Source organism: Streptomyces sp. AC550_RSS872 (genome assembly GCF_019049285.1).
Taxonomy (GTDB): domain Bacteria; phylum Actinomycetota; class Actinomycetes; order Streptomycetales; family Streptomycetaceae; genus Streptomyces.
The window spans coordinates 144069-159190 of record NZ_JAGMUL010000092.1 but is presented as its reverse complement, the minus strand read 5'-3'; the positions used below and the strand labels follow the sequence as shown (position 1 = coordinate 159190).

The 15122-nt window shown below is 69.5% G+C and carries 10 protein-coding genes and 5 pseudogenes; 8 read left to right on the top strand and 7 right to left on the bottom strand.

Annotated features, from left to right (window positions below; translation table 11 throughout):
• The first annotated feature begins 129 nt into the window (after positions 1-129).
• A complete protein-coding gene (locus tag KUM44_RS30465) occupies positions 130-795 on the top strand; it encodes a nitroreductase (protein ID WP_217212973.1) in 666 nt (221 codons plus the stop codon).
• Here KUM44_RS30465 and KUM44_RS30460 read toward each other — a convergent pair.
• Complete coding sequence (locus tag KUM44_RS30460) at positions 782-1480, bottom strand: AraC family transcriptional regulator (protein WP_308402768.1); 699 nt, start codon at positions 1478-1480, stop codon at positions 782-784. The genes KUM44_RS30465 and KUM44_RS30460 overlap by 14 nt on opposite strands.
• A gap of 63 nt (positions 1481-1543) precedes the next feature.
• Between KUM44_RS30460 and KUM44_RS30455 the strand changes: the two genes are divergently transcribed.
• Positions 1544-2347 carry an NAD(P)H-binding protein gene (locus KUM44_RS30455; RefSeq protein WP_217212971.1) on the top strand — a complete coding sequence of 268 codons (804 nt, stop codon included), beginning with the start codon at positions 1544-1546 and terminating at the stop codon, positions 2345-2347.
• A 71-nt stretch (positions 2348-2418) separates the two neighbouring features.
• Here the strand turns inward: KUM44_RS30455 and KUM44_RS30450 are convergent.
• From KUM44_RS30450 to KUM44_RS30440, 3 genes and pseudogenes are all read right to left on the bottom strand, one after another.
• A pseudogene (locus tag KUM44_RS30450) lies at positions 2419-2881 on the bottom strand (IS5/IS1182 family transposase); the annotation flags it as partial.
• Between the two features lie 371 nt (positions 2882-3252).
• Positions 3253-3522: pseudogene (locus KUM44_RS30445) on the bottom strand (phosphotyrosine protein phosphatase); the annotation flags it as partial.
• Between the two features lie 172 nt (positions 3523-3694).
• Complete coding sequence (locus KUM44_RS30440) at positions 3695-4300, bottom strand: dihydrofolate reductase family protein (protein ID WP_217212970.1); 606 nt, start codon at positions 4298-4300, stop codon at positions 3695-3697.
• Positions 4301-5321: 1021 nt separating this feature from the next.
• Here KUM44_RS30440 and KUM44_RS30435 point away from each other — a divergent pair.
• Positions 5322-6368, top strand: coding sequence for an LD-carboxypeptidase (locus tag KUM44_RS30435; RefSeq protein ID WP_217212969.1), 1047 nt, complete (start codon positions 5322-5324; stop codon positions 6366-6368).
• Between the two features lie 13 nt (positions 6369-6381).
• Here KUM44_RS30435 and KUM44_RS30430 read toward each other — a convergent pair.
• Positions 6382-6906 (bottom strand): annotated as a pseudogene (locus KUM44_RS30430) (transposase family protein); the annotation flags it as partial.
• Positions 6907-7287: 381 nt separating this feature from the next.
• Here KUM44_RS30430 and KUM44_RS30425 point away from each other — a divergent pair.
• Both KUM44_RS30425 and KUM44_RS46935 read left to right on the top strand, forming a co-directional pair.
• Positions 7288-7620, top strand: coding sequence for a hypothetical protein (locus tag KUM44_RS30425; RefSeq protein WP_217212968.1), 333 nt, complete (start codon positions 7288-7290; stop codon positions 7618-7620).
• Between the two features lie 179 nt (positions 7621-7799).
• Positions 7800-8171 (top strand): annotated as a pseudogene (locus KUM44_RS46935) (GrpB family protein); the annotation flags it as partial.
• Between the two features lie 162 nt (positions 8172-8333).
• On the opposite strand, the gene KUM44_RS30415 reads toward KUM44_RS46935, so the two are convergent.
• The gene (locus KUM44_RS30415; protein ID WP_217212967.1) at positions 8334-12131 is read right to left on the bottom strand and encodes a helix-turn-helix domain-containing protein; all 3798 of its coding nucleotides are present in this window, start codon (positions 12129-12131) and stop codon (positions 8334-8336) included.
• A gap of 249 nt (positions 12132-12380) precedes the next feature.
• Between KUM44_RS30415 and KUM44_RS30410 the strand changes: the two genes are divergently transcribed.
• The 3 genes and pseudogenes from KUM44_RS30410 to KUM44_RS47715 all read left to right on the top strand — a co-directional run.
• Positions 12381-12980 (top strand): hypothetical protein, encoded by a 600-nt coding sequence (locus tag KUM44_RS30410; RefSeq protein WP_217212966.1) that lies wholly within the window; start codon positions 12381-12383, stop codon positions 12978-12980.
• Positions 12981-13142: 162 nt separating this feature from the next.
• Positions 13143-13793 carry a hypothetical protein gene (locus KUM44_RS30405; RefSeq protein ID WP_217212965.1) on the top strand — a complete coding sequence of 217 codons (651 nt, stop codon included), beginning with the start codon at positions 13143-13145 and terminating at the stop codon, positions 13791-13793.
• Positions 13794-14049: 256 nt separating this feature from the next.
• Positions 14050-14387 (top strand): annotated as a pseudogene (locus KUM44_RS47715) (Tn3 family transposase); the annotation flags it as partial.
• Positions 14388-14495: 108 nt separating this feature from the next.
• Here KUM44_RS47715 and KUM44_RS30400 read toward each other — a convergent pair.
• Positions 14496-15080 (bottom strand): DinB family protein, encoded by a 585-nt coding sequence (locus KUM44_RS30400; protein WP_217212964.1) that lies wholly within the window; start codon positions 15078-15080, stop codon positions 14496-14498.
• Between the last annotated feature and the right edge of the window lie 42 nt (positions 15081-15122).

The following is a 15122-nucleotide window of genomic DNA, read 5'->3' as shown; positions in this document are numbered from 1 at the left end:
GATCACGCTGGGCACGGGCGGCAACCGGCGACCGCGTCGACGTCCGGTCGGGCATATCGCTCCGGAGCGGGCGGAGACATGGCAGGAGCGGGCCAGAAGCATCAGCGTGGAGTGAGAGGACAAGAAGGCGTGCACGTCTACGAAGCCGTGAACAGTCGCCGGGCCGTACGGGCGTTCAGCGATGAGCCAGTGCCCAAAGAGGTACTCGAACGAGTGCTGGCCACAGCGACGCAGGCTCCGTCGAGTGGGAACCTCCAGCCGTGGCATGTGTATGTCGTGACCGGCGAGCCCCTGGCCGAACTGAAGAGGCGCGCGACGGCCAGGGCACTGGCGGGAGACCCGGGTGATGAGCGGGAGTATCCGATGTACCCGGCCGAACTGACCTCGCCGTATCTGGAACGCTTCTCCACCGCGGCCGCCCAGCGGTACAAGGCGCTGGGAATCGAGCGCGACGACCCCGAGAGGCCCACGAAGATCGCCGCCTTGAACTCGGAGGCGTTCGGGGCACCGGTCGTACTGTTCTGCTACCTCGACCGGACGATGGGGCCCGGGCAGTGGGGGGACGCGGGGATGTACCTGCAGACGGTCATGCTGTTGCTCAGGGCGGAAGGGTTGCACAGCTGCCCCCAGGTGATGTGGACGATGTATCGCCAGACCGTCAGCCGGATGGTCGGAGCCGACGACGGGCTCGTACTGTTCTGCGGTGTCGCGGTGGGATTCGAGAAGGAAGGCGTGCCACGGCTGCGTACCGGGCGGGCGGACATGACAGAAACAGTGAGCTTCATCGGAGTGTGACCGCTCTGCACGAAGTCGCGGCGGGGCGCCGACCCGCGGTGAACGCGGCCGGTGGGACACCCATGAAGTGGCGGAACTCGGCCGTCATGTGGGACTGGTCGTAGTAGCCGGCCGTCGCGGCGATGTCCGCCCATCGGCCCACACCTGCCGCGAGCACGGTGCGAACGCGGTCGATGCGTGCGAAGTGCTTGGGGGACAAACCGGTGCCTTCGGTGAACAGGGCGTGCAGGCGGCGCTCACTGATGTGCAACCGGGCCGCGGTCTCGGCGACAGTGCTGCCGGCCAGTAGACGCGCCGCCTCTTCGAGCCGCTCCGACGGCTCCGGGCGGTCGGCCCATGCGTTTTCGAGAGCGGTGACCGGGTCGGCGGCGAACTGGTCGATGTCCAGGCCCGGTAGTTCGCGGAGCAGCAGGGCCCGGTCGGCGAAGTCACGCAGGGGACGGCCGATCAGGGCTTGGGCACGACCCGGCCGCATACGAACCCGCACGCACGAGTGGCCGGGCGCGGCGACGTGATAGGCGGCCCGGGTGCGGGGGCCCATGACGATCAGCTCGCGCTTGTCAGTGCGCAGGAGAAGCGTGGTGGCGTGATCGGGCACATCGACCGCCGCCGAACCGGCCGCCGTAGCGACATCGATCCCGGCCACCCACCGCAGAAGGGCAGGCGGCACGACGAGAGAACCCACGCGGCCCACGATAGTGCCGAAACTTCCTATCACGAGGTGTAAGAGCGCTGTCATCGTCGGGACATGATCCTTGTTACTGGTGCTACCGGCACCATCGGTAATCACGTCGTCCGTCTGCTCACCGAGCGGGGCGTACCGTTCCGGGCGATGTCCCGCCGCGAGCGGCCCGGCGGGGTGCGGGCCGACTTCGACGACCCGGCGTCGCTGGCGCGCGCGGTGGCCGACGTCGACACGGTCTTCCTCGTAACCGTGCCCCCCGTACCAACCGCGGACCACGACATCGCCCTGGTCACGGCCGCGCGGGCGGCCGGGGTCCGTAAGATCGTCAAGCTGTCCGCCATCGGCAGCGGCGAGCGGTTCGACGGGGCGACCGTCGGCGCGTGGCACCTCGCCGCGGAGGAGGCGATCGAGGCCAGCGGGCTCGTGTGGACGATGCTTCGCCCGCCGAGCTTCGCCTCGAACTTCTTGTGGTACCGGGCGCTTATCCAGGCCGGAGAGCCGATCCCGAACCTGGCCGGCGACTCCCGGCAGGCCATCGTCGATCCGAGGGACGTGGCCGCGGTCGCCGTCGCCGCCATGACCGGCGAGGCGCACGACGGGCAGCGGTACGACCTGACCGGGCCGGAGCTGCTGACGTTCGCAGACCAGGCGGCGATCCTGGAGGGAGTGCTGGAACGGCCAGTCAGGATCACCGACACGAATGCGTTCGACCAGTTGTCGACCGGGATGGTCACCGGGATCGGCTGGGCGCGCGCCGGCGGTGCGGCCTACGTCACCGACCACGTGCCGCGGGTGCTCGGCCGGCCGGCGGGCACGTTTGAGCAGTGGGCACGCGACCATCGGGAGGCATTCGCGGCAATGCCGTGACCGACCGCCGCCGACGGCCGCCAGGGCTCTGGTAGGTACAGCGCGTTCTCCATTGGTGCTTCGCTGGAGCTGGTACGCACGGTGATGACGGCATCCGTGAGGTCGAAGAAGGCGTTGATGACGTCGATCCGGCGTTCGTAGCAGCGTGCGAGACGGTGGAAGGCGTTCTGCCAGGCGTGGGTGCGCTCTACGCGCCGGCGCCCGGTGGCCCGGACGGGAGTTCTCTCGCCCTCGTGTGCACGGTGGTGTCGTCGGGCAGCGGGCCCAGGCCGTCCAGAACATCCAGGGTCGGGGCGAGCAGCGGCGAGTCATGGCAGTTCGCTCCGGCCAGGACGCGGCCCAGCGGGATGCCGTACCCGTCTGTCATCCCCGAAGGTTTGAGGCCCTGTTTGCCCCGGTCGACCGGGGAGCGTCCGGCGGCTTCCCCGCCTCCGGGCGTGCGGTGATCGGCCCGTCGACGGCGACCTGGTCCAGTACGAGGCCGACGATGCGCTCGTACGCCGCCTGGGCGATATGCCGGAGCCGGGTGAAGATGAGCCCGCTCTCGGATACAAAGCCAAGGAAGAGACCGGCTGGTCCTACGTCGTGCTCAGAGTCGGTTCTTCCCCCGCGACGTCGATCCGGCCGCTCGCCGTGCCGCACCGGGTCTTCGCAGCGCCGGACGGCGTTGCCGAATACCGTGTACGGACCTGGCGTATGCCCACCGGCGAGTACGGCGCGAAATGGGACCAGGCGCCACACGTGCGGCCGCGATCGAGCGGTTCCGTGCCCCCATGGCGGAGAGCGGCGGGCGTTGGGCAGGCGCTGAGTGAATCGGCGGCAGGAAGTGTGCGGCGACCTTCGACGGCCAGCTTGTACCGCCCGCGCGCTCGGGCCTGCGCGTCGGCTGCCGAGCTGGCCGGACAGGGGTAGGCGTCGCCGCAGCCCATGGTGATGCACACGTCGGAGGCCCGGAGCGCGTCGACGGTGAGGAGCTTGGGCTGTTCGGCGGTGATGTCGATGCCCACCTCAGCCATGGCTTCGACGGCGGCGAGGTTGACCTGGCCGGCGGGGGCCGAAGCGGCGGAGCAGACCTCGATGCGGTCGCCGGCGAGGTGGCTCAGCCAGGCGGCGGCCATCAGTGAGCGGCCGGCGTTGTGGACGCGGACGAACAGCACGGCGGGCTTGTCGGACATCGCTGGTCTCCTGGCCGTGTACGGGCACGGGATCGCCTCCGGGGGCGAGAGGAACCCTGTCTCCCTCAACCGCGTCGCGACCTGGACCGGGCGTCCTGACGTTGGCGGTAGGTCTTGCTCCGCGCCCGCGGCGCTGGCCTGGCGGCCGTCCAGACCGGCGGACGGGGCGGCGTCACGCAGTGACGCCGAGCGGCGGGTGCTCGAGCACGCGGGGCTTGTACTCGACCAGCTGGATACGGCCGTCGAAGGTGCGGTGCTCGATCATCTCGAGGGCAACGTCCGGATAACCGTCGTAGATGCGTTCTTCGCCCGTGGCCCCGGTGATCACCGGGAACATCACGACCCGGAAGCGGTCGACGAGTCCGGCTCGTAGCAGGGACCGGCACAGGCTGAGGCTGCCGATCGTGCTGAGGAGCCCCGAGCCACTCGACTTCATGGCGCGGACCGCCTCGACGGCGTCGTCGCGGACGAGCGTGGAGTTGGCCCACGTCAGTGGCTCCTCGAGCGAGGAGGAGAACACCACCTTGGACGCTTGCGTGAGCGAGTCGACGGACGCCTCTTCTTCGGGCCTGAACTCGTCTTGACCATTCGGGACCTCGCCCGCGGCGAAGCCCGACATCAGGCGGTAGGTGTTCGCTCCCATCAGGTAGGTGGCCTCGGGCTGCTCGCCGAGCCATGCGAGGTATTCCGGGCCCTCGAGCCCCCAGAACCCGGGCCATCCCTCTCCGGATGCGTGGCCGTCGAGGGAGGTGATGAAGTCGACGAGGAGCTCCGACATGGCGGTGTCCTTTCCTAGGCTGTCACGAGCTTGGACCGGCCGGGAGCCACAAACTCATCGGCCGCGCTGTGGAGCAACGAGAAACCCATGACGCCGCAGCCGATCAGGTCGGCGGAGCGGATCGGCCGCCTGCCCGGCGCACTGAGTTCCACTGGGACGACGTCGGGCATCCGCGGCGTTCTCGTCGTAGTGCTCCAGATGCTCGCCCGGGAGACCGGCCGCGGCCCCGAGGATGTGCCGCTGAAGGAACCGCAACCGCACTGGCATGGTGAGCGGGGCCCGGACGCGTGCGGGGGTCGGGCGCGTCACTGCCCGGCGAGGATCTGGCGTACAGCCTCGATCCTGGCCCGGACGCCCTCGCCGCCGGAGACCGATCGGGTGCGACGTGTCACTCGGGAACACTCCGGGCACCGGGGCGAGGCGGTGTCCACGCGGTAGCACGGGGGCAACCGCCCGCAGACGGAGCACAGGGCGACGGGGGCCCGTACGCACGCGAAGCACACGCCCGCATGGTCGCCGGTCCGGCGTATCTCGCCCGTACGACCGCACCGGGCGCACAGTTCATGGTTGGACCGGTCTCGGCTGTAGCACGATGCCTGCGGGTGCGGCGGCGCCGGAGGCCCGGCCGTGCCAGTGGACACGGACTGGCTTCGGCGCCACCTGCATGGCGGGGGAGGATGCGGCCGATTGCGTCGGCGTCGGGCGATGGCCGGCCTGGGAACGAGGCGGGCCCGTAACCAGGTCACAGGCGTACGGCGGGAGCGGTCATGGGCGCTGTGGCCGGGGTCGAAGGTGGTCCGGCGCCTGGCGCTGTCTCGCTGATATCCGGCCGCTCTTCACCCACTTCCAGGTAGGGGACTGTCGAACGAGTGGTGTAACTGGGGCAGTTGAGGGTCACTGACTGCCTGCGGAGAGGCTCACCGCCTCCCGCAGAACAACGTAGGGAGCCTTTGCCAACCTGAGGAGGGAGCCGATCGGTAAATGTGTCGCGTGTCGTCGCAGGCGCCGGGATACTTCCTCGGTGACTCTCACCGCACTGCCCCAGCCGTCCCAACTGCTGCGGCCTCGGGCTCTCGTGCCCGGAGACCTTGTCGTCGTCGCGGCGCTGTCCGGGCCGCTCGACGCCAGGTACGTGCCCGATCTCGAACGGGCGGTGGCCGAGATCGAGGGGATGGGATTCCGTGTGCGTCTCGCGCCGCTCCTCGAAGCTGGACGGCGCCGCTGGTGGAGCGCGGCGCGGCCGGACGAGATCGCCAAGGAGTTCAACAGTCTGCTGCGTGACCCCGAGGTGCGCGCGATCGTCGCGCACGACGGTGGCCAGACAGTATTCGGATACCTCGACCTGATCGACTTCGACGCGATCAGGGCCGACCCCAAACCGATCCTCGGCTACAGCGACATCTCCCTGCTGCACCTGGTGCTCTACGCGCGCACGGGCCTGGTCGGATTCCATGCCGACGTGGCCACGCCAGGTCTCGGCGGGCACTGGCAAAGAGCGTCCGCTGCCCGCCGGACGGAGCTGGGGAAGCTGTACGCGACGCTGCTGACCGACACAGAGCCGATCGGTGCGCTGCCTGCCAGTCCGTCGTGGGAATGCTGGCGTGCCGGGCGGGCCGAAGGTCCGCTGATCGGTGGGGTCATCAACCGCATCGTGCTTGCGCAGGCGACGCCTTTCGCGCTGCCGCTCGAATGCTTCGACGGCGCGGTGCTGTTCTGGGAGGAGCTGGGCGGCCAGGCATCCCACGTGTGGAGCTACCTGCAGATACTGCGGCACAGTGGCGTCCTCGATCGGATCGCCGGCATGGTCGTGGGCGTTCCGGAGGCGATCGACGGGCTCGACTCACCAGACGGCTCCCCGACCCTGGCCGAGATCGTCCTCGACGTCCTCGGCGACCGTGACATTCCGGTCCTGGGCAACGTCGAGGTCGGGCACGCAGGCCCGAATCTGCCGATGCCGGTCGGTATCCGCGTCGCCCTCGACGCGGAGGAGAGGACGTTGTCGCTGCTCGAACCGGCAGTACGTGCTCGCGGCGACGGGACCGGTCGGTTGAGCAACGCCGATCAGTGAGGATCTTGCATCCTCAGGCTGGGGCGGTCAGCTCCAAGGTGAGGACGGCCTTGACCAGGTCGGTGATGCGGGTGGTGCTGCACCGAAGCTCGCGCAGGAGCCGCCAGGTCCCGAGGGCCGCCATGGCTTGCTCGCCGAGCGCGCGGATCTTCGCGTGAGCGCGACTGACGGCCTTCTGGCCCGCAGGGAGCTTGTCCCAGCGGTGGCGGTAGGGAACGCGAACAGCGTGGCCGGCGCCTTGGTACGCCTTGTCCGCCCAGCAGATGACGCCGGTCGTGTCGAGAACGTCCAGTAGGCCGTGGGCACGGGCGGCCCTGATGTCGTGGACCGCACCGGGCAGGGTCGGTGAGGCCCGGATCAGCTTTCCGAACGGGTCGGTGAGAACCTGCACGTTCATGCCGTGCTTCTTGTGCTTGCCTGAGTGGAGCGGTCGGTCGGCGGCGATGCGATCGATGAGTAGCACGGTGCCGTCCAGGATGACGAACGCCTTGGCGGCGGCAGTGGTCATGGCCTGCTGCGGAGTGGGCGCGAGGGCAGCCGGGGCTGCTGCTGGGCCGAAAGGATCCACGGCTGCCGCTGGCGTTGTCTTCGGCAGGATGGCGCCCGTGTCATGCAAGCGCTCCTCGGGAGGGCTCGGCCCGCGGGTCTACGGCATGACGATCTGGGCCGGTGGCAGCGAGCAGTGCGCAGCCACGTCTTGGCCGGACAGGCTCAGTCCTCACCCTGCTTCACCCCCATCCCCTCAGCCTGTGCGCGAGGGGAGCACCTCAAGGACTGCCGTGACCATCGTGCGCAGCACACCGGGCCTCGCCGTGCCCATGCTCGGGAGCCCTGACATCTGTCAGGATCCCGCCTGCCTGCCTGTCTCCTACCCTTTCGCGCAGGACGCCCGGCACAGGGCGGAACAGAAGGGCAGGACATGAAGATCCTCTGGAAACGCGCACTCGTCACCGGAGCAGCGGGGATCGCTCTCGCCGGCGGAGCCGGTCTTGTGACCGCCTCGCCCGCGGCGGCCGCGGAGGGCAATGTGCTGCGGTGCAGCGCCTGGGTCGCGGACAATCGCGCCTACGGCGAGTGCTACAACCCCGGGACGCAGCTACATGCGTTCTCCGTACACGCCATCTGCGGCTGGTCCCCCGACGCTTACTCGAATTGGGCATATGTGTCGCCGGGCGGGACCACCACTGTCAGTATCGGCTGCGGCCCGTTGAGCAGTGGCGTCGGCGGCGTGGCGATCGAGTACGGCGGCTGAGCGTCCCGGGACGCCCAGATCCATCAGGAGCCCCCTAGAAGGTCGATGAACATCTTGGGTTCTGGCCCTGCCGCGTGAGCGGCAGGGCCGGACTCGTCATTTGGCGATGGGCGAGTGGGTCGGCGAGATGGTCGGGCCGGACGTGTGGGAGACCTGCCGGGATCTGATCCCGGCCGGGAGTGTGTTCGCGTTCCTGGCCGAGCATCACCGCGCACCCTTCGACCAAGAAGCGGACACAGAGCCTTTCCAACCTTGAGGGCGGGCGTGGTGTGTCAGAGCCCAGCGCCATCCACGTAGCCGACTATGACCCGAGCTGGCCCCGGCATGCCGCTAGCGCCATCGATGCTCTCCGGGCAGCGGCATCTGGGCTGTTCGTGAAGATCGAGCACATCGGCTCAACAGCTGTCCCGGGGCCGGCGGCCAAGCCCGTCATCGACCTGATGGCCGCCGTCCACGACCTCACGCACGCTGCGCCTTACCACGCGGCGCTCGCCGACCTCGACTTCCACCCGCACAACAACGGGATGACTACTGACCGGATGCTGTACGTCCGCGCAGATAACGGGGTCCGCAGCCATATCCCCGGGGGGTGGGGTAGCCGGCGTACACGTGCCGCGGCGGCGCAGGTCCCGGGGCAGGTCGGCATCGGTGGAGATCAGGTTCGGGTAGGGCGCCTTGTGGACGTGGTGGGGCGCTCGGGGGACTGCGTGCGCTCAGGGCCGGCACAGCTGCCGGTAGGGGATTTCGGGGAGGAACCTGTTCCAGGCGGCTGGGGACAGCGGGGCTCCGGCGCGTGCGCAGACCGTGTCGAGGGCTCGATCCGGATCGATGTCGTACTTCTGCCACGGCACGTGTTCACCGGCGGCGTACAGTGTGCCGCCGTCCGGGCTGAAGGCCAGGGACAGGATGCCGTCGCCCGGAGTGCGCAGCGCGGGGCCGAGAGGTTGCTGGGAGGTCATGTCCCACAGCTGGAGGGTGCCCTGTTCCCCGGCGACGGCGAGGGTGGTGCCGTCCGGGGAGAAGGCCATCGCGGTCGGTACCTCGCGTGCGCCGTATGTGGCGCGGGAGAGGGTGCCGGACAGTGTGCCCAGCGGCGTACGCAGGGTGCCGTCCCACAGGGACACCTTTCCCTGGTACGTCGCCGCCACGGCGATCCGGCGCGCGTCCGGGCTGAACGCGAACAAGCAGTCCATGCATTCCCCGAGTTCGTCGGGCAGGGTCTTGCCGTCGGACACTCTGATCAGGGCACCGGCGTCCGTCAGGAGCTTCGTGCCGTCGGCACTGAGCGCGCCGACTCCCTGGACCTGCTCATCGCGGATGCCACGGTTCGGCTCGGGCAGAGTGCGCAGCCGCTTTCCACTGCGGGTGTCCCAGACCTTGATTCCGCCTTCCGCTCCGGTGGTCATCACCTTCCGGCCGTCCGGACTGAGGGTCACTGACATGAACTGGATGTCCGCGTTCCCGGGGGTGAGCGCCGTGACCTGCCGGTTTCTCCTCGTATCCCACACGCGGATCCCGTCTGCGCCGTGCAGGATCGGGTCTTCGTCGAGGCCGTAGGAGAAGCGGTCCCCCTCGGCGCTCAGCGACATCGGCAGGAACGGGCCGTTTTCCCCGGCCGGGGCAGACCGCTCCAGCCCGGGAACGGTCGCCATGGCCTTGCCGCTGCGCGCGTCGAGCAGGGTGAAGTGGTCGGCGCGGGCGCCCTCGTGGGCCAGGGCCAGCGTGCTGCCGTCCGCGCTGAACGTGGCGTTGTTGACGGGTTGCGCACGCCAGGAGGAGGTAATGGACCGGCCCAGGTCGAGAGTGTGCACCACGGGTCGGGTGCCGGTCCCGCTTCCGATGTAGCGGATCGCACGGGAACTCATGTCGAGTTCGATGCCGCCGGGGACCCCGTACTCGTCGGCCAGTGCGTGGCGGAAGACCGAGGCCTGCGGCCGGTCAAGGCGCCAGAGCAGAATCTCGTTCCTGCCCGCGCTCGCCACGAACTTGCCGTCGTCGCTGAAGGCGTACTGCTCCGGGCCCGTCTGGCGGAGCATGGGCAGTTCCTTCCCGGAGGAGAGCCGCCAGCGCCGCAGTCCCTGCTCATCCGCCACCGCCAGGGTGTTTCCGTCGGGCGAGAACTGTATGTATTGCAGGGTCGAGCAGGGAACGTTCGTGCTCCACTCGGCAGCCGATCGGCGCTCCTGGCGCATGTCCCACAGCTCGACGTGATCGTCCACGGTGCAGAAAGCCAGCAGGCGGCCGTCCACGCTGACGTCCGCCGCCACCGCATGGGGGGCATCCGGGACGGAGAGCAGCCGCCGCCCGGTGCGCGTGTCCCACACCTCTGTGCCGCGGTCGGCGGTGTTGAAGTACATCGTCCGCCCGCTGCTGCTGAATCCTGTGGAGGACGAGGTGGAGCCGGAGGCAGAACGGGAGGGGCCGAAGGCGGGGCCGCGGTACCGTCCGGCGCGGATGTCCCACAAACGCACCTGCCTTCCGGAGCCCGTGGGGACGGCGAGCGCCGCGCCGTCGGGGCTGTGCTGAGGAGGGACGAATACCTCCGGGTCCGTGTGACCCGGCACGGAGGAGTAGGTGCCGGCCACCCGGCCCGTCTCCGCGTCCCACACCGTGATGCGCCGCTTCTCGTTCTCGATGCGGGTGAAGGTGCGGCCTCCGTCGCTCAGGAACTGCTCGTAGTCGTCGTCGGAGGTCGGCGGCTCGAACTTCGCCCGCTCCCGCTGCTCCAAGGCGCCCAGCAGTGCCGATTCGGTCTCCGGAGTATGGCTCAGTTCCCAGGCGGCGACGCTGAGTTGGAGTGCCAGCCGGGGGTCGGAGGAGCGCAGCCCGTCTGCCACGGTGGCGGCCCTGCGGGCGGCGGCGAGAACCCGCTGCTGGTCGCTCTGCTGAGTCTGCTGCCAGGCGACGATGCCCGCCAGGAGGGCGAGCACCACCAAAGCGGACAGTGAGCCGACCAGCGTGCGCAGCCGGCGTGCGGCCCGGGTCGCCGCCTGCCGTTCCTGATCGCGTGCTGCGGCGCTTGCGGTGAGGAAGTCCGCCTCCAGCACGGTGAGGGCAGTGCTGCGTCCGAGCGGGGCGAAGGCCTCCTCGGCGGTGGCCAGTCTGGTGCCTCGGTACAGGGCCCCCGGGTCGCGTCCGAGGTCGTCCCAGGCGCGCGCTGCCTCGGTCAGCCGGCGGTGGATGCGCAGCCGCTCACGGTCTTCCTCGATCCACCCGCGCAGCCGGGGCCAGGCGGAGATCAGGGCCTCATGGGCGACGTCGACGGTGTCCTCGTCGAGGGTGAGCAGCCGGGCGTGGGCCAGCCGGTCCAGGACCAGGGCGATGTCGTCCTGGGAGGCGGTGCCGAGGTCGAGTTCGCTCCGGTCGACCGGGCGTCGGGTGTCCGGGGAGCCCTCGCCGGGGGCGATCAGCCGCAGCAGGATCATCCGGGCCAGCTCCGCGTGGCCGGCAGAGAGGCGGCCATAGACCTCCTCCGCTGTCTGCGTGATCGCGCCGTGCACGCCGCCCGCCGCGTCGTATGCCTCCATGGTGAGCGTGCGACCGCGGCGGCGCCGCCAGGTCTCCCGCAGGGCGTGGGAGAGCAGCGGCAGGCCGCCCGGCTCGCCGTCCACCTCCTCCACCAGGCGGGCGGTCAGCTCACGTTCGACGATCAGTCCGGCCGACTGCGCGGGCTTGACGACGGCCTCGCGCAGCTCGGCCGGGCTCATCGGTCCTACCAGCAGGTTGGCTTCCCGCAGGGCGTCGGCGAGCTCGCGGTGCTCGGCGCAGCGGCCGTAGAAGTCGGCGCGAACACCGAGGACGACGCGTAGCCGGCTTGCGGGCTCGGCGGCGGCCAGCAGACGGGCCAGGAAGCCGGCCCGCTCTGCGGTGTCGCGGCAGAGGGTGAAGACCTCCTCGAACTGGTCCACGACCAGCCAGGTGTCCCCCTCGCCCGCGGCCGGTACGCACACGGTGTCGTGGGTGCGCAGCGGGTGCTCGCCCGGGGTGAGGATCCGCACCGCCGCCGGCCGGTCCGGTCCGTCGAGGCTGCGCAGGCGGGGAATCAGCCCCGCCCGCAGCAGGGATGACTTGCCGCTGCCGGACGGCCCGAAGACCGCGAACACCCGGTGCTCCGTCACCGCGCGGACCAGCGCATCGGTCACCTCGTCCCGGCCGAAGAAGAGCTCCGCATCGCCCACATCGAACCGGGCCAGGCCACGGTAGGGGGAAGCGGTGGTCTCGTCCGCCACGAGGTCGGCAGCCCGGGCCTGCTCCATGACCGCCTCGCGCCAGCGCCGCTCCCACTCCTCCGTATCGCCACCGCACGCCCGCGCATAGGCCAAGGCCACCGGAAGGGAAGGCAGTTGCTCCCCTTTGGCCGCCCTCGACAGGGTCGACACCGAGACCTCCACCTGCCGGGCCATCTGCCGATAGGTGATGCCGCCCGCCTCCTGACGCAGCTTGCGCAACTCGAACGCAAACCGCTGGACCGGCCCCAGCCCCGGATCGAGGTCCGCCTCCGGACGCCCCATATCGCTTCCTTCCCCCGTGCCGCCCCGTGACCAGCAGCGGCGTCTCATCCCAACACGCGCCCCACCACCGCGAAAGACACCATTTCGCCAACCGAAGCCTGTGACCTGCTTTGTTTCACGCCCGGGACAGGGCTGAGCAACAACCCCCAGCCCGATGAACTCGGTGCCGAACCAACCGAACGGCACGCCCCGGGATCCGGCGGCATGCGGCCGTGGGCACGAGCCGTGCCCGTGACTCGAAGGAGAGATATGAGGTACATGCACAAGAGCGGTATCGCGGCGGCGGGCGGTTTGCTCATGCTCGTCACGGGCGTGGGCACGGCCGCGGCAGGACCGGCGGCGCCGGCCGCCTCGCGCTTCGCCCAGCAGGCCGAGTCCGCGCACCTGACCAGTGCGCAGACCACGGCGCTGCAGGCGGACGTGGACCGCTACCTGAAGAAGATGGGCGGGACCCAGGTCGCGCTCAACAAGATCGACCTCAACGGCAAGGGCGAGGTCCTCGTCGCCCTGCCGGGCGAGGCCCACCCGCGCGACTTCGCCTCGGGCAACGGGATGCGCGCCGCCGCCGACCCGTGCCTTTCTCCGGGGGTGTCCGGGAACTTCTGTGCCTACCGGAAAGACGGCTTCGAGGGGACCCGGATCAATATGTTCCAGTGCAATACGAAGTACTACGTGTCCACCTGGGGGAGGGGCGGTTCCTGGATCAACGACCAGACCCGCGACCTGGAGAGCCGCCGGGCCCGGATGTACAACCCCAGCGGCCACATGATCTACAAGACGCCGCGGGCGTACAGCGAGGACCGCCACGGCGACTGGATGCCCGTCCGCTACGTGATCCCCTGCGGCTAAGGCCTATGTCGTCTGTGGCCGGAGTACGGCACCTACATGCCGTACTCCGGCCACAGACGCGCTACGGCCGGCGAGGAACGCCCGGTCCACGGGCACATTTCCCGGGCACCGATGAATTGACCATGCACACAACGTGCGCACCACCACGGGGACCACCTGTACATGAGCGCCACCCGCAAGAAGATGAAGCTGTACGCCCTGGCAGTGGCCGTCGCGGCGGCCCTGACCACCACAGCCTGCGAGCCGGGCGAGGGCGACGGAAAGGCCGACGGCGAAACGAGTCCGTCCGCGAGCGCCCCGAGCAAGCCGGACGCCGATTCCGGCGGCGCGAACACCGGCGGTTCGGGCGGCAAGGACGACACATACGAGTATGCGGACCGGCAGACCCCGCCCCAGAGCTCGGTCTGCGACGACGGCGGTCAGGGCCCCTACGGGATGATCGAGTCCGTCAACTTCGGGGGCGAGGCCCCCAACACGACGATAGGGCTCGTCCTCGGCCGATACGAGTGCGGCGACGAGGGCCCCGTCTTCAAGCCGACCAGCGCGACCGGGGCCGCGACGGACGTACTCCTCGACGACAGCCACCTCAAGGTTGTCGTGGGCGGCACGCTCGCGAGCGATCTGGGCACCAAGACACCGGACGCCAACACGTTCGTCAAGCAGCTCGCAAAGATGCGGGACAACGGCGAGCTCGGTAGCCCCAAGTCCCCCGAGTTCTACTTCCGGATCGACAGCGAGTCCAACGACGTGAACACGATGCCGGACGATGAGTCCCACATCATCTACCTGTACCAGATCATCGACGGCGACTGAGTTTGATCCGGGAGCCGTTGCCTTTTCCGTCATGAGGGCGGTACTGACCGAACAGGAGCCTTCTCCGGCAGGTCAGGCGGCTTCCGGCATCACGTAGCCGTGGGCGACGTCGCGCCGCCCGACTACCGCCTCGTCCGCCAGGCGTTGAACTGCGAAGCACCTTCGGGCCGGTTCCTCAAGCATCTCGCTGATCAACGTCCGCATCTGTATCAGAGAGTCGGGGCGGGGCCGGGGCATCGGACAACCTCTAGCGATCTCCCGCCACAAGCTGGTCCGGGACGTGTGCCACGGCAAGCGCGGCACCATCCACCAGGCGTACCGGGACGGCGTGGAGGACCAGCTCGGCTCGCTCAGTCTGGTCCCTCAGCACCGTCGTGCTCTGGACGACCCGTTACGTCGACGCCGCCGTCGCCCAGCTACCAGGCCGAGGGCCACGCGATCCGCGAGGAGGACATCACCCGGCACTCCCCTCTCACGCACCGCAACCTGAACCTGCTCGGCCGCTACAGCTTCACCGCCTCGACCCCGGGCGCCGGCGCCCTGCGCCTGCTGCGGGACGCGGACGCGCCCGGGCGGGAGGCGGACGACGAAGGTGTGGACGGAACGCCCGCATCGGGTGACGCAGGCATATCAGGCGCCGGGGTGCTCGAAAAGCGCAAGTGCCGGTAGGGGACCTGATGTCGGGCTGCCTGGTATGCCTGACTAAGCCTTGATTGGTGCGGCCGACCTGGCGGCCTGCTCGATCTTCGCGCAGTAGGCTGCACGGGCTTCCTCGTCGATCTGCTGCTCGTGTTCGGGGCGCATCCCGGTCCGGCCGTCGAGGCCCTCGCGCAGGATGTCGGCGTGCCCGGCATGCCGGATGGTCTCGGTGAGGACGTGGAGCATGACGGCGAACAGGTTCGTGTTGGGATGAGGCTCCGGCCACCACGGCACGTGGCCGGGGGCGTCGAGGGGAAGCTCGTTGATCGTTGCGTCCGCGTGTTCCCACGTGCGCCGGTAGAACCCGGTGATCTGATCGCGGGTCTCGTCCTCGGCCGCCCACAGATCGCTGCCGTTGTAGTCCTGCCAGCGGGGCAGCGGTTCCGGGGAAGGGCGGTCGAAGACCTCGCCGAAGTACCTGGCCTCGACGGTGGCCACGTGTTTGACCAGGCCGAGAAGGTTGGTCCCGGTCGCCGTCAAAGGCCGGCGGGCGTCGTATTCGGACAAGCCGTCGAGTTTCCAGAGCAGCGCCTTGCGGTCCCGCCGCAGTCTCCCGTGCAGGCTGTCTTTCGCGAATTCATCGATCATGCGGCATGAACCTTCCATGGGCTGTTCGTGGTCTCAAGATCC

Excerpts from the sequence above, each read along its gene's own strand:
- KUM44_RS30410 (WP_217212966.1), top strand. The coding sequence starts at position 12,381 with ATGAGGTACATGCACAAGAGCGGTATCGCGGCGGCGGGCGGTTTGCTC.
- KUM44_RS30440 (WP_217212970.1), bottom strand. The coding sequence starts at position 4,300 with ATGTCGGAGCTCCTCGTCGACTTCATCACCTCCCTCGACGGCCACGCA.
- KUM44_RS30415 (WP_217212967.1), bottom strand. The coding sequence starts at position 12,131 with ATGGGGCGTCCGGAGGCGGACCTCGATCCGGGGCTGGGGCCGGTCCAG.
- KUM44_RS30405 (WP_217212965.1), top strand. The coding sequence starts at position 13,143 with ATGAGCGCCACCCGCAAGAAGATGAAGCTGTACGCCCTGGCAGTGGCC.
- KUM44_RS30425 (WP_217212968.1), top strand. The coding sequence starts at position 7,288 with ATGAAGATCCTCTGGAAACGCGCACTCGTCACCGGAGCAGCGGGGATC.
- KUM44_RS30455 (WP_217212971.1), top strand. The coding sequence starts at position 1,544 with ATGATCCTTGTTACTGGTGCTACCGGCACCATCGGTAATCACGTCGTC.
- KUM44_RS30400 (WP_217212964.1), bottom strand. The coding sequence starts at position 15,080 with ATGATCGATGAATTCGCGAAAGACAGCCTGCACGGGAGACTGCGGCGG.